We start from the raw sequence: 24,200 nt of genomic DNA on the forward strand, positions 1-24,200 counted from the left end.
CATATGGAAAAACATACCAGGGGGATGGAATGGAAAAGACTCAGGACGCAAAGATTGTCGACCTTGCGATAAGGTTGCTGTTTCTCGGGCTGTTCTTATACAGCGCCTTGGTCATGGTCGCCCCGCTTGCAAGCGTGGTCATCTGGGCCACAATCCTTTGCGTTGCGCTTTATCCGGCCTTCGATTGGCTTCAGTCCAAGCTGGGAGGACGGAAGAAGCTGGCAACGACGATCCTGGTTCTGCTGGGTCTGGTTCTCACATTGGGGCCGGTCGCAACGGCGGTGTCAGGGGCTGCGGAACTGGGGTCCGAGTTCGCCGAGCAGGCTGACAAGGGCGAATTGAAGATACCGCCGGCGCCGGAAGGCCTGAAGGATCTGCCTCTGGTCGGCGCCAAGCTTGCCGATGCCTGGGGCATGTTCGAACGGAACTTGGATGGTGCGCTTGCAAAATACGGCCCGCAAATCCTCGAGATCACCAAATCGCTCTTTGGCAAAGTCCTGGGGATCGGAATCGGGCTTCTCGGCCTTGCGCTGTCGGTGTTGATCATGGGCGCCCTGTTCAGCCCCGGACCGGATCTGGTGCAGGGCCTTCAGCGCTTTGCCAACCGCGTCTTTGCGCCACGCGGCGGCGAATTCGTCACTCTGGCTGGGGCCACGATCCGGAACGTCACCAAGGGAGTAATCGGGGTTGCCGCCATTCAGGCCGTCGTTGTCTGGGTCCTGTTGGCGCTGTTCGGGATATCCTCGGCCGCGACGCTGGCGTTCATCTGCCTGATCCTCTCGATCATCCAGATCGGCCCCGGCCTCGTTCTTCTGCCGCTGGTCATCTATGCATGGAGTTCCATGTCCGGCGGTGCGGCGCTGATCTTCACCGTTCTGGCCATTCCCGTCAGCATAATGGACAGCTTCCTGCGGCCGGTTTTCATTTCAAAAGGCCTGGAGACCCCGATGCTCGTGATCCTCATCGGGGTGCTGGGCGGGATGATGGCCTATGGCCTGATCGGCATCTTCATGGGTCCGGTCTTGTTCGCCGTCTTCTACGAGTTGTTCAAGGTCTGGATCGACGCCTCACCAGCGACCGATGACACCGCCGAGGGAGCCGCAAAATGAGGAAGACGATCTGGACGACACTGGCCGTCATTCTCATCTTCCTCATCTGGTATCTGGTTGCCGACCGCAAGACGCCGTTCACCGGGAACGCACGGGTAAAGGCCGTGGCGACCCAAATCGTTCCGCAGGTCACGGGAACCGTGATCGAGGTATTGGTAGAAAACGGGCAGGTCGTCTCGGCCGGCGATCTGCTGGTTCGGATCGACCCGAGACCCTACGAGATTGATCGCGACCGAGCCCAGGCCGACCTTGAGGCGGCCACTCAGGAGGTCGGCGCATCCTCAGCCGAGGTAAGTGCGGCGCAAGCCAAGTTGGCCCGCGCGCAGAGCGATCTGGATACGATGCGCATTCAGACGGAGCGGGTCTTCGCGCTCGAGAAGAAAGGGCTGATTGCCATCTCGAAAGCCGACGATGCCCGAGGCCAGCTGGCCGAGTCCGAGGCGAACTATGAAAACGCCAAAGCAGATCTGGAGAAGGCCAAGCAAAGGCTTGGGGACGAAGGGAATGAGAATCCCAAAATCCAACGTGCCTTGGCGGCTTTGGCCGATGCCGAGCTCAATCTGGAATGGACCGAACTGCGCGCGCCGGCTACGGGCGTCATATCCAACTTGTTGATTGCACCCGGCACATACGCCCGGTCCGGCCAGGATCTGCTGACGTTTCTTGATGCGACGGACGTGTGGATCGAGGCGTATTTCACCGAGAACAATCTGGGGCGCGCCACCGTCGGGTCTCCGGTGGATGTCGTGCTGGATATGCACCCCGGTCAGATCATCCCGGGCAAAATCGAAAGCTTCAGCGCGGCGGTCTCGCTGAGTGGCGGCGACACACCCGGACAATTGGCAAGCCCGCCGAGCACCAAAGGCTTTCTGCGTGAACCTGAACGGTTTCCCGTGCGCATCATACTGCCGGGCTACGAGGCCGGAAGCGCGGAAGACGACCTGAGGTTTCAGTTGAACGGTCAGGCGGATGTCATCATGTACCTCAGCGACAACGGGATACTGAACGCGGTCGGTCGGACATACATTCGTTTGGTTTCGATCTTTTCTTATGCGTACTGAGGACAGAAACGCCGTTTACAGACTTGCACTGGGTGTGACCGGCGTCTTTTCTCTGGGGCTTTTCCTTGGGTGGCCATTGGCGGTTGTTGGCGCGGTGTTCACCGCGCTCTTCCTTCAGGCACCTACCGCGTTGCCCCTGGCCGCGTTTGCGAAACTGTTCGTTTTCTCGATTGCGTTGATGTTCGTTTCTTTCCTGCTCTCATCGGTTTTCGCGCCCTATCCGGTCGTGTTTCTGATACTGGTGGCGATCGGGATAATCCTGTCCTTCATATGGTCCGTGTCAGGCGCCGGTGTCCTGCCGGGCGTCATCGCCCTGATGGGGGCGCTGATGATCCCCAACCTCGTTCTGCAATCTCCGGATCTGGCGCTGGTGCTTGTATTCTGGATCCCGCTGAACCTGTTGTTTGCCGGTTTCGTATCGACGTTGATGTTCACGCTTATTCCGGCCGCCCCCCAGAACGCCACGCAGGGCAAAGCCGCATCCGCCGCTGACTTTGACAAGCATCGGCGCATCGTCAGAATGTCTCTTGTCACGGTTCCTTTCGCCCTGGCATTTTTTGTGTCTGGGGCGTCTGCCCTGCTGGTTCTGTTCTTTGTGGCTCTTCTCAGCCAGCAGCTCGCTGCGATGCCTGCCGCCGGCAAAGCCGTGGCCAAGGCGATGCTGACGGCAAACCTGCTCGGCGCAGCTGCGTCCATCATCTGCTACGAAGTCAACGTAATCGCGCCGGTCATTCTCACGCCGATCCTGCTGTGCTTTTTCGCCTGTGTGACGCTGGGCGCGCTCGGCAAATCCCAGATCCCGCTGGCCGCCGCCGCCGGATCGGCCCTGACGACGGTCCTGATTGTCTACGGCGGGTCGATTTCACCGTTTTCGGACGAGGCCGATGTCAAAAGCATCACTCGCGTTCTGCAAGTCGCAAGCGCGGCCCTGTTCGTCATCATAGCCTACGTGGTCGTGGATGAGTTCTGGCCGGAAAAGAAACGCGAAAACCCGGTGAATGCATGACTCAGCCGCCAACTTTGGCGCCCGAGGCAAATTGGACTGACGTCAAAGCTGCAGGGGCGGCCCCAGAAACTCGATCTGCCATTTCTCGGAGAATGCGTTCAGCACCTCCCGGTCGGGAACTCCGTCTGCCATGATGTCTCCCAGCCCGTTGAAAAAGGCGACCGTGTCGAAGGAGGGCAGTATCATGACCAGTTGCCGCGCTGGCCAGTCGGAAAGATTGCGAAATGCGTGCGCGGCGCCACCGGGGATCGTGACGACGTCGCCCGTTTCTGCAACAAAGCGCTTTCCATCGCACTCATAGAGATACCGCCCGTCCAAAACGCGAAAGATCTCAGTTTGCGGGTGACGGTGCAGGGGCGGGCCAAACCCCGGTTCATTTATTGTCTCTATGACCGAGATATTCTCGTCGGTGGTGTCGTGCGGTATCCGGACAAACAACTGCAGTCCAATCGCCGGGACGTGGATGGGAGGGTCGGTCAACTTCGAATGCCAGAACTGATAGGGCATCAAGGATCCTTCCTTACCCGCGAAAAATGGTTCCGCTTCATGATGACATCTGTCCATCAAGTGAAACAAGCCCGCCGGCGGACGCGCATGACCGTGAATACCGTACCGGTTTTACGGAACAGGTGGCGGATACGCGGACGATCCACACGTAGCGGACGCTTCCGGTTCAAGGGACCCGGGGCGAGCGGCGCTGAATGACCGCTCGTCGGGAGTTCGGCAAAAGGCCTGCTGACTGCCGGCCCTTCGCGTCAGTTCGTGGTCTCAAGCCCCTCGGGTTTGCCCACAACCACGAAATGCAGCCCGTCCGGGTCCAGCAGCTCGGCCGCGACGCGGTTCACCTCGTCCAGTGTCACCGCGTTGACCTTGTCGTTTCGCGTCGCGATGTAGTCGATCGGCAGATCTTCCATCTGCATGCCCACCATGATGCCCACGATCTGGGAATTGCCGTCAAAGCGCAACGGATAGGCGCCGGTCAGATAGGTCTTGGCGTCATCCAGCTCTTTCTGGGTTACACCTTCGGTCGCCGCGCGCCGCCATTCGTCGCGAATTACCTCGATAGCCTGCCCGATCCGGTCATTGGCCGAGGATACCGACCCAAGATAGACCGAGGCCAGATCCTTGGGCACCAGATAGGTCCCGACGCCATAGGTCAGGCCGCGTTTTTCGCGCACTTCCTGCATCAGGCGGCTTTCAAAGCCGCCGCCGCCGAGGATGTGGTTCAGGATGTAGGCTGCAAAGAAATCCGGATCGTCGCGGTCGATGCCCTTCTGGCCGAACAGCGCCACTGATTGCGGCGTGTCGAACTCGACCACCGTGACGCCACCGGGGATCGTCACCTCTGCATTCCCGGGAATCGGTTTGCCCGTCTCGGGCAGGTCCGACAGCAGATTGTCCAGCAATGCACCCAACTCTTCGGGTGTGATGTCGCCCACTGCGCCCACATACAGACGGTCCTTGGCGAAGACGCCTTTGTATGCGTCGATGATGTCGTCCCGGGTCAGGGCCGATACGCTGTCGATCGAGCCTTTGCCGTTGGATCCATAAGGATGATCGCCATAGGCCATTTTGGCGAATGCCTCACCCGCGATGTCATTGGGGTCGGTCTGTTCCGAGCGCAGCCCGGACAGGACCTGCGCCCGAACCCGGTCGATCGCGTCCTGGTCAAAGCGCGGTTGCTGGATGGTGGTGCGCAGCAGCTCAACGGCGTCGTCCCGGTTTTCAGTCAGGAACTGGGCCGAGATCGCAACACTGTCATCCGTGGCCCTGTATCCGATCGACGCCGCCAGGGATTCCAGCGCCCGCGCATAGGTGCGGGAATCCATGTCGCCCGCGCCTTCTTCGAGAAGGCCGCTCATCAGATAGACCGCGCCGCGTTTGTCGGGATCGTCCAGTGACGTGCCCCCGCGGAACCGCAGTTCCAGCGCAGTGAACGGGATCGAGTGATCCTCGACCAGCCAGGCTCGGATACCGCCGGGCGAGGTGACCTCCTGAATCTTGATCTCGGCCCAGGCAGGCAGCGCGATCAGCAGGGCGATCAAGGGGGCAAGGAAACGGATCATTGGGTCACCTCGTCATCACGCATCAGCCAGCCGGTGACAGACGCTTCGGGCTGAAGCACCTCGCGCGCGGCGGCGATGATTTCTTCGCCGGTGACGGCCTGCAAGATGTCGGGCCAGGCCTGCACGTCCTCGACCGTCAGGCCGCTGGTCAGCGCCCGACCATAGCGGTTGCCGATTCCATCGACATTGTCTCGGGCATAGACCTGTGCGGCGCGCAGCTGCATCTTGATCCGGTCCAGATCCTCCGGGTTGACGCCTTCGGCGATGAAATCGGCCACCGCCTGATCCATCGCATCCTCGGCCTCTTGCAGCGACACGCCTTCAGCTGGAACAACGATCAGGTCAAAGGTCGTGTCATCCAGCGACACCCCACGATAAAACGCCCCGGCATAAACAGCCAACTGCTGTTCAAGCTGCAGTTTCTCGTTCAGGTAGGACGTGGTGCTGCCGCCCAGCAGTTCGGCCAGCAGGAACAACGCCGCAGCCTTCTCCTGCGCACCGGCATCACGCTCGGGCGCGAGGTAGCTGCGCTGAACATATGGTTGCGACACCCGCGCATCCTTGAAGGTCAGACGCCGCTCGGCGGTCTGAGGCGGTTCCTGCGATCGGACCCGTTCAGGCAGGTCCGGGTTGGCGGGGATCACGCCATAATAGGTGTCGGCCAAGGCTTTGACCTCGTCCGGGTCCACATCGCCGGTCACCACGAGGATCGCATTGTTGGGCGCGTAATAGGTCTGGTAGAAGGACAGGGCGTCCTCCATGTCCAATGTCTCCATCTCGTGCTTCCAGCCGATCACCGGAACGCCGTAGCGGTGGTTGAGATACTGCGCCGCGCTCATCTGTTCGCCGAACAGGGCGCGGGGGTTGTTCTCGGTACGCTGGTTGCGTTCCTCCAAGATCACGTCGCGCTCGGTGGCGATGTCGCTCTCGGTCAGCCGGATGTTGCGCATCCGGTCGGCCTCCATCTTCATCATCAACTCCAGCCGGTCGGCCGCGACGCGCTGGAAATAGGCCGTGTAGTCATACGAGGTGAAGGCGTTGTCGTTGCCGCCATTGGCCGCAACGGTGGCCGAAAGCTCGCCCGCCTCCATCGTATCGGTGGCCTTGAACAGAAGATGCTCGAGGAAATGCGCCACACCTGACGACCCGATCGGCTCATCCGCCGATCCGGCCCGATACCAGACCATATGCTGAACCACGGGCGCGCGGTGATCTTCGACCACGACGACATCCATGCCGTTGTCCAGGGTAAAGGTGGTGACGGCCTCGTGCCCGGTTTCGGCCAAAACCGGGGTTGCGGTCATCAAAGCGGCGCAAAACGCCAAGGCCCGAGCCATGGGGCATCCTCCGTTTCGTTACGGTGTTCAAACTACGGTGACGCCGAACGGGTTCAAGAGCGATGACGGAAAGTTAAGAATTATTCATCCGGCGGCGACGAGGGTGTTTCCACGCCCTGTCTGCGCAAAGCTTCGGTCTGCACCTGGGGATCGATGGAATTGCGCTTGTAGACCTGCGAATAGCGGTCCACCTTGAACAGGCGCAACCGCGTCCAGCGGCTTTGACGCTTGCGGAAATCCGCATCTTCCTGCGCCAGAACCTGGCGGGTGTTGGGGGAAACGCCATAGCGGCTGGAAGCCGTCACCAGCGCCCCGTCCGACGACGGAATACCGGTGCCGGGGTTCAGCGCCCCGGGATTGCCACCCAACGCAGCCACGGCATCGGCATTCGGGTTTGGGTCGGTCAGGTTCGCGCCACCCGGCGTCGGCGCAGGCAGGAACGCATAATCTTTGGGCTGGGTCAGTGGCTTGACCGGCATGACCGAAAACTCGTCCGGCCCGGGCCCTGGCGCTTCGAGATGGCGCAGGCCGATATCGGAACATCCTGCGACCGCAGCAAGTGTCAGAGCAATAATGGCGCGCGGCATCCGCATCTTGGTCTCCAGCCTGTTTCAGGCGCTTTTATCGCATAACATCCGGCGCGTCACGAGGGCTTTTTGCCTTCGAACAGCACCAACCCGAGGGCACCCGCGAAAATGAACACGTCGGCGAGGTTGAAGACGAACGGGTTGTTGATGCCACAGCAGGACATGTTCAGGAAATCCAGAACGTATCCATACAACACCCGGTCAACCACGTTCCCCAACGCTCCGCCGATCAGCAACCCGCCGAAAACCAGCATCCGCCGCGATGCGGCCGTGCGCCAGAGCCAGACGAAAACGCCGATGCTGATGGCCAGCGAAATAGCGATGAGAAACCAGCGCGCGGCTTCGGAATTGCCCTGAAACAGGCCGAAATTGATGCCGCGGTTCTCGCCGTACCGAAAGGTCAGCAGCGGCGGCAATACGTCGATGCCGCCGGGCCGGTCGGCCACGCGCAACACGTGGACCACCAGGTACTTGCTGAGCTGGTCGATCACAAATGCGGCCAGCCCGGCCCAGAGCAGAACCCGGACCCGCATCAGTGACGGAAGTGCCGCATGCCGGTGAACACCATGGCCAGACCGGCTTCGTCGGCGGCGGCGATCACCTCGTCATCGCGCATCGACCCGCCCGGCTGGATCACGCAGGTCGCGCCTGCGGCGGCGGCCTCCATCAGCCCGTCGGGGAAGGGAAAGAACGCGTCCGAGGCCACGGCCGAGCCGATAGTCAGCCGTTCGGGCAGGCCCAGACTTTCAGCCATACGCTCGGCCTTCTTGGCGGCGATCAGGGCGGAATCCACCCGGCTCATCTGGCCGGCGCCGACGCCCACCGTGGCCTCGTTCTTGACGTAGACGATGGCGTTCGACTTGACGTGCTTGGCCACTTTCCAGGCAAACAGCAGATCGCGCATCTGCTCGGGCGTGGGGGCCAGCTTGGTCACGACCTTGAGGTCATCCATCTCGATATGCCCGTTGTCCTTGTCCTGCACCAGCAGCCCGCCGGCCACCTGGCGCACGGTCTTGCCGCCGGCGCGCACGTCGGGCAGCGCTTCGGTGGTCAGCAGGCGCAGGTTCTTTTTGGCGGCAAAGATCGCCTTGGCCTCGTCGGTGGCGCCGGGGGCGATCACGACCTCGGTGAAGATGCCGGTGATTTCGCGCGCGGTTTCCGCGTCCAGCGGCCGGTTCAGCGCCACAATCCCGCCAAAGGCCGAGGTCCGGTCGCAGTCGAACGCCGCCTTGTATGCCTCGAGCAACGTGGCGCCCGTTGCAACGCCGCAAGGGTTGGCATGTTTGATGATGGCGCAGGCGGCGCTGTCGCGCGGGTCGAACTCGGCCACCAGTTCAAAGGCGGCGTCGGTGTCGTTGATGTTGTTGTAGCTCAGCTCTTTGCCCTGATGCTGAACGGCTGTGGCGACCCCGGGGCGGCCCGAGCCATCGACGTAGAACGCCGCCTGCTGGTGGCTGTTCTCGCCATACCGCAGGGGCTGTTTCAGTTCGCCGGCGAACACGCGGCGCTTGGGGGTGTCGATCTGCAGCGCGTCGGCCAGCCAGCTGGACACGGCCGCGTCATAGGCTCCGGTGCGGGCATAGGCTTTCTGCGCCAGCCACTGGCGGAAGCCCAGCGACGTCTTGCCGTAGTTTTCCTCGAGCTGATCCAGCAGGGCCGAGTAATCCTCGACATCGACCACCACGTTGACGAAGGTGTGGTTCTTGGCCGCGGCGCGGATCATCGCGGGGCCGCCGATGTCGATGTTTTCGATGCATTCGTCATAGCCCGCGCCCTTGGCCACCGTTTCCTCGAACGGGTAGAGGTTGACCACCAGCAGGTCGATCGGGCCGATGCCATGCTCCTGCATCGCCGCCACATGGGCGTCATTGTCGCGCAGCGCCAGCAGGCCACCATGCACCATCGGGTGCAGCGTCTTGACCCGGCCATCCATCATCTCGGGGAAACCCGTGACCTCGCTGACATCCTTGACCGCAAGCCCCGCATCACGCAGCGCCCTGGCGGTGCCGCCGGTCGACAGCAGCTCGACCCCGCGGTCGGCCAGGGCCTTGCCCAGATCGATCAATCCGGTCTTGTCGGAAACGGAAAGCAACGCGCGGCGCACGGGGTGAAGGTCGGTCATGGGTCCAAAGATCCTTTTGGCTCAGTCGAAATCGGGCTCGTCCCGGTGCACGTCGCGCACGGCATAGGCTGTATCCTGCGCCTTGCTCAGCGTCCACCGGATGCGCGTCGCATACTCGATTGCGCGGCCGGATAGAACGATCTGTTTTGTCGCGCGGGGCTTCAGACGGCCTTTTTCCAGGTAAACGCTTGGCTCAAGCGACAATTTTCCGACGCCGTCATGGCGAAAAACCCAGATCTCGCCGCTTTTGAGCGCCATCGACACCGCAGATCCCCCCAGATCCAGCGCGGCGTCCACATCCGGATGAAGGTGAAACCGGATGTCAAAACCGATCCCTGACAGCTTGGATGCGTCAACGGCCCGGTCAAACTGGCGTTTTGCCTTGTCGGTGGCCGTCAGAAGGATGTCTTCACCGGTCACCTCGCGCCCGTCAAAGCGCAGCTCGATCGTACGGGCATGGGTAAGTCCGAACACCTTGGCGTATCCATCATGGCCCGCCATCACGCGCGCGCCTTCGAACGAATCCTCGAACTCCACCGGAACCTCGCTCGGGGCGTCCACCATTGCTTCGTTCGCGGTTCCCTTGGCCGGAGCAGCCAACCGGGCGCTGGAGTATCCATCCAGGCATAGGGTCGAGTGCGACGGCGTGGCCCGCCCGGCCCGGCGCCACTCCAACCCGAAGCTTTCGCCAGAACCGCAATTGACGATCAATGGCCGTCGCCCCGAGGTCAGTTCGAAAGCCAATGTCGAAGCGTGCGCCATACACGAGGCCGCCCCTTTGGCCGGGGGTGCTGCGTCGATGATCACCGTGGTGCGGGCGGCGGCCAGACGGGCATAGCCCATGGTCAGGCCTTTGACGGGTTTCGGTTTGACCCCGCTTTGGGCCAGCGCCTGTTCCAACCGGCCTTCTACGCCGCGGCCACCGCCGTGAAACCGGGCCAGCCCGCCGTCTGCATGACGCAGGCTGCGCAGGGTGGGGGCAATCCGTTTGATTGCTGCCGTCTGAGCAGCGGGCGTACCGCGCCCCACTTCGCTGAGCGCAGCGGAAGTCCAGGCCAGCAGGGTAAAGACCTCGAGCAATTCCTCCGGATTCCGCGTGGGAATGCCCCCCTGCGCGTCGATCTGGGCCTCGCATTCCCGCGCCAAAGCCCGAACGGCCGGGTCCGAGATGTCTTCCATCCCCTCCAGCGCCAAACCGGCCTGAACCAGGCCGGCCAGCGCCTCGAACCGCGGCAGCCCCGGTGTCGCCGCGTGCCAGCGTTTGGACAGGAACCAGGTCTGCTGTGACAGAGACCGGAAAAACAGGCGGCTGTGGGCCTCGTCCATACCGCGCAGCAGGAACAGCGCGTGATTGATCCAGCGGATCAGGCGGCGTCCAGTCAGGTCCGGAGCCCAGCCCGGACCCTGCCCCTTGCCGTGGGTCTCGATCCAGCCCCAGACCCAGCGTTGCGCCTTTTCCCGTGCCGCGGCATCACCCACCGCGGCCAGATCGTCCAGCCAGGAAAACCCGTGGCGTTCAGCATCGAATGCGGCGTTGGGGGCCACGACCTCCCACAAGCCCGTGTCCGGGGCTTCGACAAGGTAACCGGCAAACAAGAGATTTCCCGCCACCAGTTGCCGCCCGCGCGCAAATGAACCGACGGTGCGCGGCTCGGGCTGACCGACAAAGCCGCTGACGGGTTTCCGGCGCTGGCTGAGGCGCGCGTAGAGACGGTTCTGAAACCGCACCCATCGGTTGGCCATGGTGTCCGAATTCGACATGACGTGTGTTGCTCTGCCCCTGCCGCTCTGCTGGCGTTTGAACCAACGATAGCCGGGCCGGTTCGTCAAGTCATCGAAAAGCGACCGGTCAGGCCGATTTGTTCAGGCAGGCGATGTAGAACCCATCCATGCCGCCCAGATCAGGCCAAAAATCGGGACGCAGGCGTAACCCGCCCTCCTCGGTCAGCCAGTCGGGCTGAACGCCGGGCACCTGCAGCGCGGCGCGGTCCACCTGCATGTCGGGATGTTGCGGCAAAGCCTCTTCGATCTGCACTTCGCCTTCGTCGGGCAGCAGCGAGCAGGTGCAATAGACCAGCCGCCCGCCGGGTTTCAGCAGGGTCCAGGCATGGGCCAGCATCCGGGCCTGCAACGCGATCAGGCCGCCGAACTCGGAGCCGTCCTTGGCAAAGGGCAGATCCGGGTGCCGCCGGATGGTGCCGGTCGCCGAACAGGGCGCGTCCAGCAGGATCGCGTCGTACTGGCCCTGATGGTCCAGCGCGTCGCCGGCGACCACCCGGGCCGACAGCCCGGTCCGTTCGAGGTTTTCCCGCACCCGCGCCAGCCGGGCCTCGGAAATGTCCAGCGCGGTGACCTCGCCCCCCGCCGCCGCCAGTTGCAGCGTCTTGCCGCCGGGCGCGGCGCACATATCCAGAACCCGCTCGCCCGGACGGGGCGTCAGAATCCGCGCTGGCAAGGCGGCGGCGGCATCCTGCACCCACCAGTCTCCGGCCGCATAGCCCGGCAGGGCCGAGACCTGCCCCGCGTCAGCAACCCGCACCGAGCCGGTCGGCAGTTCGGTGCCCATGGGGATCGTTGCGCCGGGTTTTGGCGTCAGGTCCAGCGGCGCGCCGGCGAAATGGGCCTGCTCCATGCCCTTGACCGCATCCGCGCCCCAGGCCGCGATCAGCGGTTCGCGCAGCCAGTCCGGCAGGCGCGGCACCCGCATCTTCGGCCAGGCCTCGGGGCCTTCGGCGGCGATCTTGCGCAGAACCGCGTTGACCAGCCCCTTGAGCCGCCCGTGCTTGCGCGAGCGGCCGACGATCTCGACCATAGCGTTCACGACGCCATGCGCAGCCTCGCCCTGGCACAGTTCGACCGTTCCCAGACGCAGCGCGTTTTGGACGGTCAGCGCCGGTGTGCGCCGCAGATGCTCCTCCAGCAGGCGGTCGGCGCGCTCAAGCCCGCGCAGGGTCTCCAGCGCCAGCCGCTGCGCCCGGGCGCGGTCTTCGGGCGCTAGGCGATCCAGCGCCCCGGCCGCCAGGCATTCGGACAGCAAGCGCCCCTCGCCCAGGATCTGATCCAGCAGATAGATGGCGCTGCGCCGCGCCGCAGTCGGGGTGTTGGTCATGAAACCGCCTTTGCAAGGTTTTCGCCCGCATTGCCATCAGCGGACGAGGGCGTATATCAAGGCCATGCACGGAAAGGAACCCGATGTCATGAGCGACGACCGCACAGACCTGCCGCCCGCCGCCCAGCGCGCCCTGGCCGAGGCCGAAGAGCGCCGGCGCAAGGCTGAAGCCGAGGCCAAACCCCTGCCCAAGGAGCTGGGCGGACGCGACGGCCTCGATCCCGCGCGCTATGGCGATTGGGAGAAGAAGGGCATCGCGATCGATTTCTGACCGCTCAGACCGCCGCGCGCAGGGCCTGCAGGAAATCGCCGATCAGGGCCTGCTGCTTTTTCGACTGCGCCCGGTCCCGCGGCCAGGTCAGCCAGTATCCGTCGCGGGTTTTCAAATCGGGACGCCCCAGCCGGATCAGACGGCCCGAGGCCAGATCTGCCGAGGCCAGAGCGACCGACCCCAAGGCGACCCCCAGCCCCTGCCGCGCCGCGCCAAGGGCGTGTTCCATCGAATCAAAGCTCAGACCGGTGCGTGGCAGATCCGTGTCGACCGTCTTCTGCATCCAGTCCTGCCAGCCGGGCCGTTCGCCGCGTAGGTCGATCACCGGCGCGCCCCAGCTGACGCCCGGTGCCGCCATCGGGGTCAGAACCTCGGGCGCGATCAGGTCGGCGGCGCGCCCCGGCCAGCTGCCGCGCCCATAGCGGATCTGAAGCCAGGTCCGCTCGTCCTCCAGCGAGGACCGCCGCGCCACCGAATCCGTGGTGACCTGCACCTCGGGCCGCAGGGCGCGAAAGGCCCCCAGGCTGGGCAGCACGAGTGCCTGGATATGCGAAGACAGCCCGGCCACCCGCAACGCGCGCGGGGCGGTGCCGAACAGATCCTCGGTGTTGCGTTCCAACGCCCGCAGACTGTCCTGCACCAGCGGCAGATAGCTTTCGCCCTCGACCGTCAGCGACACGCCACGCGCCTCGCGCACGAACAGGGACCGGCCCAGCCAGGATTCCAGATTGGCGATGCGTTGGCTGACCGCCGCCTGGGTCAGGCCGAACTCGCGCGCCGCAGCCGAAAATCCGCCCAGCCGCCCGGCCGCCTCGAACACGCGCAGCCAGTCCAGCGGGGGCAGGCCGACCTTTTTCTTGCTCATTAGATTTTCCAACCCTCAGTGGAAACAAGCCTTAATTGTCGTAATGCCATATCCCGCGTATCTCCTCAATCAAAGCCCGCGCTGAACAGGAGAGCCCCATGCTGCGCCAAGCCACCCATGACCCGGCGGTCGTTTCGGTTGAATTCGAAGACGGCACCCGCGCCCGTTTCCACGCCATCTGGCTGCGCGACAATGCGCTGGACCCGCAGACGCGCGACCCCGGCAACGGCCAGCGCCTGATCACGATCGGCGACATTCCGGCGGGGATCGCGATTCAGGCGGCCGAGGTAGCGGGCGGTGACCTGCAGGTGACCTTCGCCCCCGAAGACAAGACCGTCACCTTCCCCGCACACTGGCTGGCCGCGCATGTCTATGATCGGGACCAGACCCGCCCGATGGGCTGGCTGTCGCCCGGCATAACCACCTGGGACGGCGGGTTCGCGGCCCCGGCCGGCGACTGGACGCAGGTGCATGAAAACCCCGCCGCCAAGCGCGACTGGCTGGCGGCGGTCGCCGAATACGGCTTTGCCAAGCTGACCGGCGGCCCGACCGCGCCCGGTTCGCTGATGAAGGTCGCCGATCTGTTCGGCTATGTGCGCGAGACCAATTATGGCCCCTATTTCGAGGTGCGGACCGAGGTGAACCCGACCAATCTGGCCTATACCGGCCTTGGCCTGCAGGCGCATACCGACAACCCCTATCGCGACCCGGTGCCCACGCTGCAGATCCTCTATTGCCTGGAGAACAGCGCCGAGGGCGGGGAGTCGATCGTGGTCGACGGCTTTCGCGCGGCCCAGCGCCTGCGCGACGAAAACCCCGAGGGCTTTGCCCTGCTGGCCGGCTATCCCGCGCGGTTCGAATACCGCGGTTCGGACGGGGTCTGCCTGCGCGCGCGCCGCCCGATGATCGAGCTGTCGCCCGATGGCGAATTGATCGGCATCCGCTTCAACAACCGGTCCTCGGCCCCGTTCTTGGATGTACCCTTCGACCGGATGGAGGCCTATTATGCCGCCTACCGCCGTTTGGGCGAGATCATCGACGACCCGGCCATGGGCGTTGCGTTCAAGCTGGAACCGGGCGAAAGCTTCATCGTCGACAACACCCGCGTCCTGCACGCGCGGCTGGGCTATTCGGGTGCCGGGTCGCGCTGGCTGCAGGGATGCTATGCCGACAAGGACGGGCTGCTGTCGACTCTGGCCGCGATGCGGATGGCGCAACCGGAGGCGGCGGAATGAAACCCGATTTCCAGACCCTGACCCGCGACAACATCGTGGCCTTCATCGCCGATATCTTCGACCGGCGCGGAGGCGAGGAGTACCTGAGCGAGCCGGTCACCATGGCCCAGCACATGCTGCAGGGCGCCACCATCGCCGAGCAGAACGGCATGCCCGAAGAGATCATCGTGGGCGCCCTGCTGCACGATATCGGGCATTTCACCTCGGAATTCGGCACCTACCACCCCGACGACACCGAGGATCGCCACCACGAGGACGCCGGCGCCGAGGTGCTGGAGCGGTTCTTTCCGTCGGTCATCACCGACTGCTGCCGCTATCACGTCGCAGCCAAACGGTACCTGTGTGCAACCAGACCCGAATATTTCAACCGTCTGTCGGCGGCCTCGGTCCATACGCTGGACCTGCAGGGCGGCCCGATGAGCGCCGAGGAAGTCGCCGCATTCGAGGCCAACCCGAACCTGAAAGAGATCATCCAGGTCCGGTATCTGGACGAGGCCGGCAAACGGCCCGACATGGACACCCCCGGCTTCGACCATTTCGCGCCGATGGTTCAGCGCATGGTCGACCGGCATCTGGGCGAGGGTTAAAGCCCCAGCACATCCACCATGTCATATTGGCCGGGGGCCTTGCCCTGCCCCCACAGCGCAGCCTTCAGCGCGCCTCGGGCAAAGATCGCCCGGTCGGTCGCCACGTGGCGCAGCACGATTCGTTCGCCCGGTGCGGCGAACAGCACGTCATGTTCGCCGACGATGTCGCCACCGCGGATGGCGTGAAAGCCGATATGGCCCCGCTGCCGGGCGCCGGTGATCCCGTCGCGGCCCCGGTCGGCGACATCGGCCAGTTGCACGCCCCGCCCCTCGGCCGCGGCCTCGCCCAGCATCAGCGCCGTGCCCGAGGGCGCATCGACCTTGTGATGGTGATGCGCCTCGATCACCTCGATGTCGAAATCCTCGTCCAGCGCGGCGGCGACCTTCTTGGTCAGCTGCACCAGCAGGTTCACGCCCAGGCTCATGTTTCCGGCCCGCACGATCACCGCATGGCGCGCGGCGGGTTCCAGCGCGGCGATCTGTTCGTCGCTCATGCCGGTGGTGCCGATCACATGCACGCAGCGCGCCTGCGCCGCCAGCGCGGCGAACTCCAGCGTCGCCTCGGGCGCGGTGAAGTCGATCACCGCCTGGGCCTGGGCAAAGGCCTCGAGCGGATCGTCGGTGACGATCACGCCCAGCGGCTGGCCGCCCATCGCGGTGCCTACGTCCTGGCCGATCCAGTCATGGCCCGTGCGTTCGACCGCGCCGACCAGCCGCGCCTTATCGCTGTCGGTGATGGTCTTGATGAGCATCTGCCCCATCCGGCCCGAAGCCCCGGTCACGACGATTCCCGGAATATGCGTCATTGCGCTGGTCCTTCTTCTGAAATTCGGCTCAAAGCCTCCTACCCGGTTCAGGGCCGCTTGGCAAAGGCCCGCTTTGCGCTTAGATCGGGGACATGGCTAAGAACAAATTCCACGACGGCCCCGGCCCCTCGCAACGGCAGCTTCGCGTCGGCGAACTGATCCGCCGCACCCTGTCCGAGGTGCTGGCGCGCGGCGACGTGCACGACCCCGACCTGAACCGCCTGTCGATCACCGTGGGCGAAGTGCGTACCTCGCCCGACCTCAAGATCGCCACCGCCTATGTGCTGCCGCTGGGCGGCAAGGGGCAGGACACCGTGATCGAGCTGCTGGCCCGCAACAAGGGCGAGCTGCGCCGCATGGTCGGCAAGAAGGTCGGCCTGAAATTCGCCCCCGACCTGCGCTTCCGGCTGGACGAAACGTTCGACCGCATGGACGACACACGCCGGATGTTCGAACAGGACGCCGTGCGCCGGGACCTGGACGAGTGATCCGCAGGACCGCCGCTTTGATCGCATTGCTCTGGGCCGGACAGGCCGGTGCGGTGACCTGCGAGCGCGTGGCACACGAAGACCGGCGCTATACCGTGTGCGAGGTCGACGCCACCACCGAGGACCTGCGCCTGTTCCTGTATGACGAAGCGGGCCAAGTGCTGGGCCACTTCTCGTCGGTGAACGAGGAACTGGCCGATGCGGGCCAACGCCTGAGCTTTGCGATGAATGCCGGCATGTATCACGAGGACCGCTCGCCCGTGGGCCACTATGTCGAAGACGGGCAGGAACTCATGCGCGTGATTCCCAACGCCGGACCCGGCAATTTCGGCCTGCTGCCCAACGGGGTGTTCTGCATCCGCGAAGGCCGTGCCGACGTGTTCGAGACGCTGGACTATCTAGATCGCAAGCCCGACTGCCGCTTTGCCACCCAATCCGGCCCGATGCTGGTGATCGACGGCGAATTGCATCCGCGGTTTCTAAAGGATTCGACCTCGCGCTATGTGCGCAACGGGGTGGGCACCAGCGCCGATGGCAGCCGTGCGGTATTCGTGATTTCCGAAGATTACGTCACCTTCCACGAGTTCGGCCGCCTGTTCCGCGACGTTCTGAACACGCCCAACGCGCTATTTTTCGACGGCAACATCTCGCGCATGTATGATCGGGCGGCGAACCGATCGGACGTGGGATTCTCGCTGGGGCCGATCGTCGGCGTGGTCGAGGACATCCCGGCAAATTGACAGCGCCGGACCGATCCGCTAGGTCGCGCGCCTTAGCAGACGGCAAGGTGCATCATGGGACGCAAACGCAAGGGTCGTGACATTTCCGGTTGGCTGGTGGTCGACAAGCCGGCAGGCATGACCTCGACCGCCGTGGTCAACAAGGTCCGCTGGGCGCTGGACGCCAAAAAGGCGGGCCATGCCGGCACGCTCGACCCCGAAGCCACCGGCGTTCTGGCCGTCGCTTTGGGCGAGGCCACCAAGACCGTTCCCTACATCACCGATGCGCTCAAGGCCTATACCTTTACCGTGCGGCTGGGTCAGGCCACCAATACCGACGATGCCGAGGGCGAAGTGATCGCGGAAAGCGACCTGCGCCCCACCGATGACGAGATCAAGCAGGCCCTGCTGCCCTTCGTGGGCGAGACCATGCAGGTGCCGCCCAAGTTCTCGGCGGTCAAGATCGACGGCCAGCGCGCCTATAAGCTGGCCCGCGACGGCGAGGATGTGGAACTGGCCGCCCGACCCCTGTGGGTCGAGGAACTGGTGCTGGTCGATCGTCCCGATCCCGACTATGTCGTGCTGGAAATGACCTGCGGCAAGGGTGGCTATGTCCGCTCGATCGCCCGCGATCTGGGTGAGGTGCTGGGTTGCCATGGCCACGTCAAGGAGCTGCGCCGGATCTGGTCCGGCCCATTCGAGTCGGAGGACGGCCTGAGCATCGAGCAGATCGACGCGATGGCGAAAACCCCGGCGCTGGATGACTACCTGCGCCCGCTGGAAGAAGGGCTGGCCGACCTGCCCGAGTTGAAATGCACACCCGAAGGCGCCACCCGCCTGCGCAACGGCAACCCCGGCATGGTTCTGGCCAGCGACGTGGAATACGGCGACGAGGCCTGGGCCTCGTTCGACGGCAAGGCCGTGGCGGTGGGGGTCTACAAATCCGGTGAACTGCACCCCAGCCGGGTGTTCGCCGGCTAGGTCCCGTGCTAAGCGAAGGCGCATGATCACCCGGTCCCACACCAAGGGCGACGCGCCCTCGACAGCCGTCTATTCCGACTGCGAACGCTATCGCTACAGCCTGACCCGCATCTGGGATCCGGCCGGGCGCCGGGCGCTGTTCGTGATGCTGAATCCTTCGACCGCGACCGAGGTGCAGAATGACCCGACCGTCGAGCGTTGCGAGCGGCGCGCGCGGGCCTTGGGGTTCGGGGCGTTCCAGGTGACCAACATCTTTGCCTGGCGCGACACCGACCCGCGCAAGATGCGCGCGGCGGCCGATCCGGTAGGGCCCGAGAACGACGCCGCCATCCTGGCCGGCGTGGACTGGGCCGATCAGGTGATCGCCGCCTGGGGCACCCATGGCGCGCATCTGGATCGCGGCCCGGCCGTCGAGCGCCTGCTGCGCGGCACCGGCCAGCCGCTGTTCCACCTGGGGCTCAGCAAGGCAGGCCACCCCAAGCATCCGCTCTACATCGCGTATACCCAGCAACCCGAACCGTGGGACCGGTGACAAAGGGTTAACCACAGACTCAGGTTGGCTTTGACCAACCCTTTGGCGGCATGGGATATTTCACACTCGGGGCGGCACGCTTTCGGAGGGTTCCCATGTTTCTGCTCGGATTGTTCGGCCTGGCCGCAATGGGCGGCGCAGCATACGCGATCAGCGACGTATTCTCGGGGGATGAGGACGAGGACGACGACGATGTCATCGAAGAAGATGCCGTCGAAGACATTCCCGAAGGAAATCTGCTTGAGATTGACGATTCTTTCGAAGACCCGGCCGAGGCCGAGGGTGCGTCCCACGGAACCATACTCTCGGACGTGGACGGAAACCTGGTCATCGCTGGCGGACCGGGTGTGGACAATCTGAGCGGGGCCGAGGGCAACGATCAGATCAACGGCTATGATGGCGATGACATTATCGATGGTGGCGCCGGAGATGATACGTTGTTCGGCGCGGACGGGGATGACACGCTAAACGGAAACACTGGCGATGATATTCTGCACGGTGGCAACGGTCACGATGACCTCTCGGGGAATGCCGGTGACGACATATTGTACGGCCATGCTGGCGACGACCAGTTGGTTGGTGGCGAAGGCGATGACGATCTGTACGGCGGTCAGGGCAACGATGACCTTGCCGGTGCTGAGGGCGAAGACGCGCTGCAAGGCGGCGACGGCGAAGACATGCTCGCCGGCGGCGCAGGGGCAGACACGCTGTTCGGCGGTGATGGCGACGACACTCTGACCGGTCGGGACGATGGCGACACGCCCGCCAGCGATTTTCTGAACGGCGGCGCGGGGGACGACACGATCCTGGCAGGTGCCGGAGATGTCGTCACCGGTGGTCAGGGAGCGGACCAGATCGCCATCGACAGAACGGCCACAGGTAAGGAAGTCAGCGTCGTGGATTTCACCCCCGGAGAAGACAAGCTGCTGATCGAATGGAACGGCCCTGACACGCCCGATATCGGGATCGAACAGGATGCGGACAACGCTGATCTGACGCGCGTTCTGGTCAACGGGCGTGAGGTGGCCTATCTGTTCGGCGCCCAAGGTCTTGGGCCCGAGGACATCCAACTGACTCCGGGTCTGGACCCAACCCTGACCAGCCCCATGGGCTGAGACACGCAGAATCCCTTTGCCATTTATTCCGATTGCGCCTATACGCGCCCATCCGCATTGGAATCGGTGCGGTTTTCTCCATGGGCCTGCGCTGGACGACATCCCGGCCTGCGCCATCAACTCTAACCTTCGAAGGAGACCCCGATGTCGATCACTGCTGAAGAAAAAGCACGCGTCATGAAAGAATTCGCGACCAAGGACGGCGACACCGGTTCGCCGGAAGTCCAGGTTGCTATTCTGACCTCGCGCATCAACACCCTGACCGAGCACTTCAAGACCCACAAGAAAGACAACCACGGCCGCCGTGGTCTGCTGAAGATGGTCGCCCAGCGCCGCAAGCTGCTGGATTACCTGAAGGGCAAGGAAGAAGCGCGCTACCAGGACCTGATCAAAAAGCTGGGCATCCGCCGCTAAGCGCGGAATACACCGCTTTCAAGTTCGAGACGCCCGCCATTTGGCGGGCGTTTTTTGTCAGAGGAGAGTGATGTTCAGTCCAGCGTGTTCTTGTAGACCACACCGTCTTTCATGATCAGGTCGAAGTACTCGCCCGGATTCCCAACCAACTCAAGGTTTTCAAGCGGATTGCCGTCGACGAGGATCAGGTCGGCATAGGCACCCTCTTTGATGACCCCCAGCGGGCCGTCTTGATACGGGTGCCGGGGGCCGCTCAGTTCCAGCAACCGGGCGTTTTCAGAAGTGGCGATTTTCAACACTTCATACGGGGTGAACCATTCGCCCAATCGCACCAGATAAAGGCTTTGTTGATACGCCTTGGAGGCGTCCAGAAGCTGGTCGGTCCCAAAGGCCAGGTTCACCCCCACCTCTTTGGCCATCGGGTACAGGTTCGCAACGGCATCTGTGACCTGCTTGTATTTTGCCGCGCTGACCGGGCTGTCCCAGACCATGTCCTCTTCTTTCATGGTCTGGGGGCTTAGCCATGCCCCTTTTTCTTTCATGAGCTCAAGCGTTTCACGAGACGCGAAGAAACCATGCTCGATGCTCATGACGCCGGCTTCGACTGAGGTGCGAATCCCGCGGTCCGTCATTACATGGGCCAGTACGTAAGTATTGAAGTTCGCAGCTTCTTCGACGACCGCTTCGATCTCATCAACAGAGTATTCGCTCACATCCAGCGGATCATACTGTGAGGATACGCCACCGCCCGTGGTTATTTTGACTTGGGAGGCACCGTACTTGAGAATCTCGCGGGTCCTTTTGCGAACCTCGGGGACCCCATCGGCCACCATCGCCATCATGTTCTTTTCCCAATAACTCAACTCGGAAGTCGAGTTTCTTGGGTTTTCCAACAAACTGTGGAAATCGGCATGACCCGATGTTTGGCTCATGAACGGCCCCGAAGGCAGAATGCGGTGCCCGGGGTATTCGCCGGAATCGATCAGTCTCTTGATTGCAAATGGATTGCCGCCGGGATCGCGCACTGTTGTGAAGCCGCGCATCAGGGTTTCCTTTGCCCCTGTCATCGAACGAATGGCCACTTCCGACATATCGCCTTGATTGAAGATCAAGACGGTTGCTGGGGTATACGCATATGTCGTGTGCCAGTGTACATCGATCAGACCCGGGATCAGGGTGCGTCCACCGCCGTCGATCACCGTTGCTCCTTCGGCCGAGATCGGGTCTGTCGACACAGCCGCAATCAGGTTGCCCTCGATCAGAACATTCGCGTTTTCGATGCGCCCGTCGTTGACGCCATCAAATACATGCACATTGGTGATCAGGGTCTGAGCCGGGTCTTGCTGCGCGGAAACTGAGGTGGCGGCAAGCAGCGCCACCAAAAGATGAATACGCATGAAGTATCTCCTGTCAAACATCGCCATCTTAGCAAATAATCCGATTTGTACACGCGGAATTTCACTCAAAAACATGCATCCTGAACGTACCCTCGAAACAGCTCAAAGGCGTATAGAATGATAGCTCTGATCCTCAATGCCTACCGTCTGCTCAAGGCGATCGTCCGATCGTGGGATGATCCGCATTTTCGGGGCGGTTTGCTGCTATGTATTCTTATTCTTCTGTCTGGCACGTTGTTCTACAGCAGCATAGAGGGCTGGCATTGGGTGGACGCGCTGTATTTCAGCGCGACCACATTGTCGACGGTCGGGTTCGGCGATCTGTCCCCGGCGACCAAGATCGGCAAGGTCTTCACCGTGATCTACATTTTCGTCGGGGTCGGCGTGTTCATCGCAATGTTCATTCAATTTGCGAAGGCTTTGTTGCGAGATCCTGAATAGAGACTTCCGACCCGGGTCAAACCTTCGGAACTATGACTGGGCCCGGTTTAACCGAAAGAACGCCCGCCATTTGGCGGGCGTTCATTGGTCGATGAAGTCGGTTCAGATCTTGGCGCGTTCAGACTTCAGCGCCAGCCACAGGCAGTAGCACATGATCAGCACCACAAGCGTGAACGGGATGCCGGTTGACACCGCCGCCCCTTGCAGCGCGGCAAGCCCGCCACCCAGCAGCAGCGCGATTGCGACCAAGCCTTCCAGCGTGCACCAGAACACACGCTGCACCACCGGGGCGTCCATCTTGCCGCCGGCGGTGATCGTATCGATCACCAGCGACCCCGAGTCGGACGAGGTGACAAAGAAGACCACGATCAAAATCAGCGCGATCGGAGCCACGATGCCGTAGAGCGGAAGCTCTTTCAGGAAGCCGAACAGCGCGCCTTCGGGGGCATAGCTGTCGATCACCGTAGCCTTGACGCCCTCGGCACCGCCGACGTTCAGCATGTCGATGGCCGCGCCACCAAAGGTGGACATCCACAGCGCGCAGACCGCTGTCGGCGCCAGCAGCGCACAGATCACGAATTCACGCACCGTGCGCCCCTTGGAGATGCGGGCGATGAACATGCCCACGAAAGGCGACCACGCGATCCACCAGGCCCAGTAGAAGGTTGTCCAACCGTGGAAGAAGCTGGTGTCTTCGCGCCCGAACGGGTTCGACAAAGCCGGCAGCAGCCTGACGTAATCGGTCATCACGCTGAAATAGCGCGAGATCGCCGTGCCGATCCCGGTCACTGCGATCACGAACAGGAACAGGCCCACGGCCATGATCATGTTGATCTCGCTGAGCCGCTTCACGCCCGCGTCCATGCCCATCAGCACCGAGCCCAGCGCGATCATCGTGATACCGATGATCAGCAAGACGACGACGGTTGGGCTGGGTTCGATGCCGAACACCTCGTAGAGACCGGCGGCAACCTGTTGCGCGCCCAGCCCCAGCGATGTGGTCAGGCCGAACAGGGTGGCAAACACCGCCAGCGTGTCGATCGCATGGCCCCACCAGCCCCAGACACGCTCGCCCAGCAACGGGTAGAAGGCCGAGCGCAGGGTCAGCGGCAGGCCGAGATTGTAGCTGAAGATCGCGAGGCTCAGGCCCACGGCGGCGTAGACCGCCCAGCCCTCCAGCCCCCAGTGGTGGATGGTACCGACAACACCAATGTATTCATTGCCCGGCACCGCGATGTCGATGCCCAAAGGACGGGCGCCGCCATCCTCGGCGAAATTGTAGTAGACCGGCTCTAACACGCCGAAAAACAGCAATCCGATGCCGATCCCGGCCGCGAACATCATCGCAATCCAGCCGGCGTAGGAGTAGTCGGGCTTGGCGTCTTTGCCGCCGATGCGCACCTTGCCCACCGGCAGAACGATCAAGGCCAGGCAGAACAGCGTGATTGCATCCACGGACAGGACGAGGAACCAGTCGAAGGTGCTGGTCAGCCACGGCCGCAGCCAACCGAAGAACGTTGCTGCGGCCTCTTGATTGGCGAGAGCGATCAGCACGAAGGCAAAGATCAGGATGCTTGAGATAAGAAAAACCGGGTTGTGAATATCCAGCCCGAATGGGCGAACATTGTCCTGCCCCAGCTCGTATTCCGTTTCGAAATCATAGATCCGCGGATCCGGATCCAGCATTTTCTTGGTCTGAGACATGTGGCCGTCCCTTTCGTTCGCGCGAATTGCAAACGCCAAGGTATTCGGCCGTCGGACGACAGTGAGTAGTCTTACCCCCTTGGCGCCTTTTCGTCGTCTGGACCGCGGGTTCCGTGGTAAGAGGCTACACTGCAATCACTTTTTCACAAAATGCATTCGCCTACGGGAATATGTCTGCGCATGGCCAGCGATGGCCTGACCGAGGTCGAGAGGATGGGGTCGCATTAGTTTCGCGGCTTTCCTACCAC

The 24,200-nt window shown here is 63.0% G+C and carries 25 protein-coding genes; 13 read left to right on the forward strand and 12 right to left on the reverse strand.

Going from position 1 to position 24,200, the window contains the following annotated elements:
* Nucleotides 1-29 precede the first annotated feature (29 nt).
* Genes K3752_RS15075 through K3752_RS15085 form a run of 3 tightly spaced genes read left to right on the forward strand, consistent with a single transcriptional unit; the run spans nucleotide 30 to nucleotide 3,176 of the window.
* A complete protein-coding gene (locus K3752_RS15075) occupies nucleotides 30-1,109 on the forward strand; it encodes an AI-2E family transporter (RefSeq protein ID WP_170360621.1) in 1,080 nt (359 codons plus the stop codon).
* Nucleotides 1,106-2,170, forward strand: coding sequence for an HlyD family secretion protein (locus K3752_RS15080; protein WP_170364749.1), 1,065 nt, complete (start codon nucleotides 1,106-1,108; stop codon nucleotides 2,168-2,170). The genes K3752_RS15075 and K3752_RS15080 overlap by 4 nt, the downstream gene beginning before the upstream one ends.
* A complete protein-coding gene (locus tag K3752_RS15085) occupies nucleotides 2,160-3,176 on the forward strand; it encodes a DUF2955 domain-containing protein (RefSeq protein WP_260063674.1) in 1,017 nt (338 codons plus the stop codon). The genes K3752_RS15080 and K3752_RS15085 overlap by 11 nt, the downstream gene beginning before the upstream one ends.
* Before the next feature lie 42 nt (nucleotides 3,177-3,218).
* Here K3752_RS15085 and K3752_RS15090 read toward each other — a convergent pair whose 3' ends face one another.
* From K3752_RS15090 to K3752_RS15125, 8 genes are all read right to left on the reverse strand, one after another.
* Entirely contained in the window at nucleotides 3,219-3,683 is a 465-nt protein-coding gene (locus K3752_RS15090) for a cupin domain-containing protein (RefSeq protein ID WP_170525677.1), read from the reverse strand.
* A 248-nt stretch (nucleotides 3,684-3,931) separates the two neighbouring features.
* On the reverse strand, nucleotides 3,932-5,242 hold the full coding sequence (locus tag K3752_RS15095; protein ID WP_260063675.1) for a pitrilysin family protein: 1,311 nt from the start codon (nucleotides 5,240-5,242) through the stop codon (nucleotides 3,932-3,934).
* Entirely contained in the window at nucleotides 5,239-6,579 is a 1,341-nt protein-coding gene (locus tag K3752_RS15100; protein ID WP_170406072.1) for a pitrilysin family protein, read from the reverse strand. The genes K3752_RS15095 and K3752_RS15100 overlap by 4 nt, the downstream gene beginning before the upstream one ends.
* A gap of 80 nt (nucleotides 6,580-6,659) precedes the next feature.
* Nucleotides 6,660-7,172, reverse strand: coding sequence for a DUF3035 domain-containing protein (locus K3752_RS15105; protein WP_170342023.1), 513 nt, complete (start codon nucleotides 7,170-7,172; stop codon nucleotides 6,660-6,662).
* A gap of 50 nt (nucleotides 7,173-7,222) precedes the next feature.
* Nucleotides 7,223-7,699 carry a signal peptidase II gene (gene lspA / locus K3752_RS15110; RefSeq protein ID WP_170342020.1) on the reverse strand — a complete coding sequence of 159 codons (477 nt, stop codon included), beginning with the start codon at nucleotides 7,697-7,699 and terminating at the stop codon, nucleotides 7,223-7,225.
* A complete protein-coding gene (purH, locus tag K3752_RS15115) occupies nucleotides 7,699-9,288 on the reverse strand; it encodes a bifunctional phosphoribosylaminoimidazolecarboxamide formyltransferase/IMP cyclohydrolase (protein ID WP_260063676.1) in 1,590 nt (529 codons plus the stop codon). Before purH ends, lspA begins: the two co-directional genes overlap by 1 nt.
* A 21-nt stretch (nucleotides 9,289-9,309) precedes the next feature.
* On the reverse strand, nucleotides 9,310-11,049 hold the full coding sequence (locus K3752_RS15120; protein WP_260063677.1) for a heparinase II/III family protein: 1,740 nt from the start codon (nucleotides 11,047-11,049) through the stop codon (nucleotides 9,310-9,312).
* Nucleotides 11,050-11,137: 88 nt separating this feature from the next.
* Nucleotides 11,138-12,397: an RsmB/NOP family class I SAM-dependent RNA methyltransferase gene (locus tag K3752_RS15125; protein WP_260063678.1), complete on the reverse strand. Its 1,260-nt coding sequence runs from the start codon at nucleotides 12,395-12,397 to the stop codon at nucleotides 11,138-11,140.
* 88 nt (nucleotides 12,398-12,485) lie between these two features.
* On the opposite strand from K3752_RS15125, the gene K3752_RS15130 reads away from it, so the two are divergent.
* Nucleotides 12,486-12,668: a DUF1674 domain-containing protein gene (locus tag K3752_RS15130; RefSeq protein ID WP_170364414.1), complete on the forward strand. Its 183-nt coding sequence runs from the start codon at nucleotides 12,486-12,488 to the stop codon at nucleotides 12,666-12,668.
* 4 nt (nucleotides 12,669-12,672) lie between these two features.
* Here K3752_RS15130 and K3752_RS15135 read toward each other — a convergent pair whose 3' ends face one another.
* Nucleotides 12,673-13,533, reverse strand: coding sequence for a LysR family transcriptional regulator (locus K3752_RS15135; RefSeq protein WP_260063679.1), 861 nt, complete (start codon nucleotides 13,531-13,533; stop codon nucleotides 12,673-12,675).
* Between the two features lie 98 nt (nucleotides 13,534-13,631).
* Here K3752_RS15135 and K3752_RS15140 point away from each other — a divergent pair, with 98 nt between their 5' ends.
* Together K3752_RS15140 and K3752_RS15145 are read left to right on the forward strand one after the other, a co-directional pair.
* The gene (locus K3752_RS15140) at nucleotides 13,632-14,768 is read left to right on the forward strand and encodes a gamma-butyrobetaine dioxygenase (protein ID WP_260063680.1); all 1,137 of its coding nucleotides are present in this window, start codon (nucleotides 13,632-13,634) and stop codon (nucleotides 14,766-14,768) included.
* Complete coding sequence (locus K3752_RS15145) at nucleotides 14,765-15,355, forward strand: HD domain-containing protein (RefSeq protein ID WP_260063681.1); 591 nt, start codon at nucleotides 14,765-14,767, stop codon at nucleotides 15,353-15,355. The genes K3752_RS15140 and K3752_RS15145 overlap by 4 nt, the downstream gene beginning before the upstream one ends.
* Here K3752_RS15145 and dapB read toward each other — a convergent pair.
* Nucleotides 15,352-16,161, reverse strand: coding sequence for a 4-hydroxy-tetrahydrodipicolinate reductase (gene dapB, locus K3752_RS15150; RefSeq protein ID WP_260063682.1), 810 nt, complete (start codon nucleotides 16,159-16,161; stop codon nucleotides 15,352-15,354). The genes K3752_RS15145 and dapB overlap by 4 nt on opposite strands.
* A gap of 92 nt (nucleotides 16,162-16,253) precedes the next feature.
* On the opposite strand from dapB, the gene rbfA reads away from it, so the two are divergent.
* The 6 genes from rbfA to rpsO all read left to right on the forward strand — a co-directional run bounded on the left by rbfA (nucleotide 16,254) and on the right by rpsO (nucleotide 20,410).
* On the forward strand, nucleotides 16,254-16,649 hold the full coding sequence (rbfA, locus tag K3752_RS15155) for a 30S ribosome-binding factor RbfA (RefSeq protein ID WP_093964142.1): 396 nt from the start codon (nucleotides 16,254-16,256) through the stop codon (nucleotides 16,647-16,649).
* Nucleotides 16,646-17,389 (forward strand): phosphodiester glycosidase family protein, encoded by a 744-nt coding sequence (locus tag K3752_RS15160; protein WP_170364721.1) that lies wholly within the window; start codon nucleotides 16,646-16,648, stop codon nucleotides 17,387-17,389. Before rbfA ends, K3752_RS15160 begins: the two co-directional genes overlap by 4 nt.
* A 54-nt stretch (nucleotides 17,390-17,443) precedes the next feature.
* The gene (gene truB / locus K3752_RS15165; protein WP_260063683.1) at nucleotides 17,444-18,349 is read left to right on the forward strand and encodes a tRNA pseudouridine(55) synthase TruB; all 906 of its coding nucleotides are present in this window, start codon (nucleotides 17,444-17,446) and stop codon (nucleotides 18,347-18,349) included.
* Nucleotides 18,350-18,371: 22 nt separating this feature from the next.
* Nucleotides 18,372-18,881: a DUF1643 domain-containing protein gene (locus K3752_RS15170; protein WP_093964139.1), complete on the forward strand. Its 510-nt coding sequence runs from the start codon at nucleotides 18,372-18,374 to the stop codon at nucleotides 18,879-18,881.
* 95 nt (nucleotides 18,882-18,976) lie between these two features.
* On the forward strand, nucleotides 18,977-19,996 hold the full coding sequence (locus K3752_RS15175; protein ID WP_260063684.1) for a calcium-binding protein: 1,020 nt from the start codon (nucleotides 18,977-18,979) through the stop codon (nucleotides 19,994-19,996).
* 144 nt (nucleotides 19,997-20,140) lie between these two features.
* Nucleotides 20,141-20,410 (forward strand): 30S ribosomal protein S15, encoded by a 270-nt coding sequence (rpsO, locus tag K3752_RS15180; RefSeq protein WP_005980247.1) that lies wholly within the window; start codon nucleotides 20,141-20,143, stop codon nucleotides 20,408-20,410.
* 74 nt (nucleotides 20,411-20,484) lie between these two features.
* Here rpsO and K3752_RS15185 read toward each other — a convergent pair whose 3' ends face one another.
* On the reverse strand, nucleotides 20,485-21,834 hold the full coding sequence (locus tag K3752_RS15185; protein ID WP_260063685.1) for an amidohydrolase family protein: 1,350 nt from the start codon (nucleotides 21,832-21,834) through the stop codon (nucleotides 20,485-20,487).
* 90 nt (nucleotides 21,835-21,924) lie between these two features.
* On the opposite strand from K3752_RS15185, the gene K3752_RS15190 reads away from it, so the two are divergent.
* On the forward strand, nucleotides 21,925-22,248 hold the full coding sequence (locus tag K3752_RS15190; protein ID WP_260063686.1) for a potassium channel family protein: 324 nt from the start codon (nucleotides 21,925-21,927) through the stop codon (nucleotides 22,246-22,248).
* 102 nt (nucleotides 22,249-22,350) lie between these two features.
* Here the strand turns inward: K3752_RS15190 and K3752_RS15195 are convergent, their stop codons facing one another.
* Complete coding sequence (locus K3752_RS15195) at nucleotides 22,351-23,952, reverse strand: BCCT family transporter (protein WP_170341096.1); 1,602 nt, start codon at nucleotides 23,950-23,952, stop codon at nucleotides 22,351-22,353.
* Nucleotides 23,953-24,200: the final 248 nt, after the last annotated feature.

Source organism: Ruegeria sp. B32, from assembly GCF_025141855.1.
In the GTDB taxonomy this organism is placed as follows: Bacteria; Pseudomonadota; Alphaproteobacteria; order Rhodobacterales; family Rhodobacteraceae; genus Ruegeria; species Ruegeria arenilitoris.

Bases quoted from the DNA above. Each gene is read 5' to 3' on its own strand.
- K3752_RS15075 (WP_170360621.1), top strand. From the start codon at position 30: ATGGAAAAGACTCAGGACGCAAAGATTGTCGACCTTGCGATAAGGTTG.
- K3752_RS15080 (WP_170364749.1), top strand. From the start codon at position 1,106: ATGAGGAAGACGATCTGGACGACACTGGCCGTCATTCTCATCTTCCTC.
- K3752_RS15085 (WP_260063674.1), top strand. From the start codon at position 2,160: ATGCGTACTGAGGACAGAAACGCCGTTTACAGACTTGCACTGGGTGTG.
- K3752_RS15090 (WP_170525677.1), bottom strand. From the start codon at position 3,683: ATGCCCTATCAGTTCTGGCATTCGAAGTTGACCGACCCTCCCATCCAC.
- K3752_RS15095 (WP_260063675.1), bottom strand. From the start codon at position 5,242: ATGATCCGTTTCCTTGCCCCCTTGATCGCCCTGCTGATCGCGCTGCCT.
- K3752_RS15100 (WP_170406072.1), bottom strand. From the start codon at position 6,579: ATGGCTCGGGCCTTGGCGTTTTGCGCCGCTTTGATGACCGCAACCCCG.
- K3752_RS15105 (WP_170342023.1), bottom strand. From the start codon at position 7,172: ATGCGGATGCCGCGCGCCATTATTGCTCTGACACTTGCTGCGGTCGCA.
- lspA (WP_170342020.1), bottom strand. From the start codon at position 7,699: ATGCGGGTCCGGGTTCTGCTCTGGGCCGGGCTGGCCGCATTTGTGATC.
- purH (WP_260063676.1), bottom strand. From the start codon at position 9,288: ATGACCGACCTTCACCCCGTGCGCCGCGCGTTGCTTTCCGTTTCCGAC.
- K3752_RS15120 (WP_260063677.1), bottom strand. From the start codon at position 11,049: ATGTCGAATTCGGACACCATGGCCAACCGATGGGTGCGGTTTCAGAAC.
- K3752_RS15125 (WP_260063678.1), bottom strand. From the start codon at position 12,397: ATGACCAACACCCCGACTGCGGCGCGGCGCAGCGCCATCTATCTGCTG.
- K3752_RS15130 (WP_170364414.1), top strand. From the start codon at position 12,486: ATGAGCGACGACCGCACAGACCTGCCGCCCGCCGCCCAGCGCGCCCTG.
- K3752_RS15135 (WP_260063679.1), bottom strand. From the start codon at position 13,533: ATGAGCAAGAAAAAGGTCGGCCTGCCCCCGCTGGACTGGCTGCGCGTG.
- K3752_RS15140 (WP_260063680.1), top strand. From the start codon at position 13,632: ATGCTGCGCCAAGCCACCCATGACCCGGCGGTCGTTTCGGTTGAATTC.
- K3752_RS15145 (WP_260063681.1), top strand. From the start codon at position 14,765: ATGAAACCCGATTTCCAGACCCTGACCCGCGACAACATCGTGGCCTTC.
- dapB (WP_260063682.1), bottom strand. From the start codon at position 16,161: ATGACGCATATTCCGGGAATCGTCGTGACCGGGGCTTCGGGCCGGATG.
- rbfA (WP_093964142.1), top strand. From the start codon at position 16,254: ATGGCTAAGAACAAATTCCACGACGGCCCCGGCCCCTCGCAACGGCAG.
- truB (WP_260063683.1), top strand. From the start codon at position 17,444: ATGGGACGCAAACGCAAGGGTCGTGACATTTCCGGTTGGCTGGTGGTC.
- K3752_RS15170 (WP_093964139.1), top strand. From the start codon at position 18,372: ATGATCACCCGGTCCCACACCAAGGGCGACGCGCCCTCGACAGCCGTC.
- K3752_RS15175 (WP_260063684.1), top strand. From the start codon at position 18,977: ATGTTTCTGCTCGGATTGTTCGGCCTGGCCGCAATGGGCGGCGCAGCA.
- rpsO (WP_005980247.1), top strand. From the start codon at position 20,141: ATGTCGATCACTGCTGAAGAAAAAGCACGCGTCATGAAAGAATTCGCG.
- K3752_RS15185 (WP_260063685.1), bottom strand. From the start codon at position 21,834: ATGGCGATGTTTGACAGGAGATACTTCATGCGTATTCATCTTTTGGTG.
- K3752_RS15190 (WP_260063686.1), top strand. From the start codon at position 21,925: ATGATAGCTCTGATCCTCAATGCCTACCGTCTGCTCAAGGCGATCGTC.
- K3752_RS15195 (WP_170341096.1), bottom strand. From the start codon at position 23,952: ATGTCTCAGACCAAGAAAATGCTGGATCCGGATCCGCGGATCTATGAT.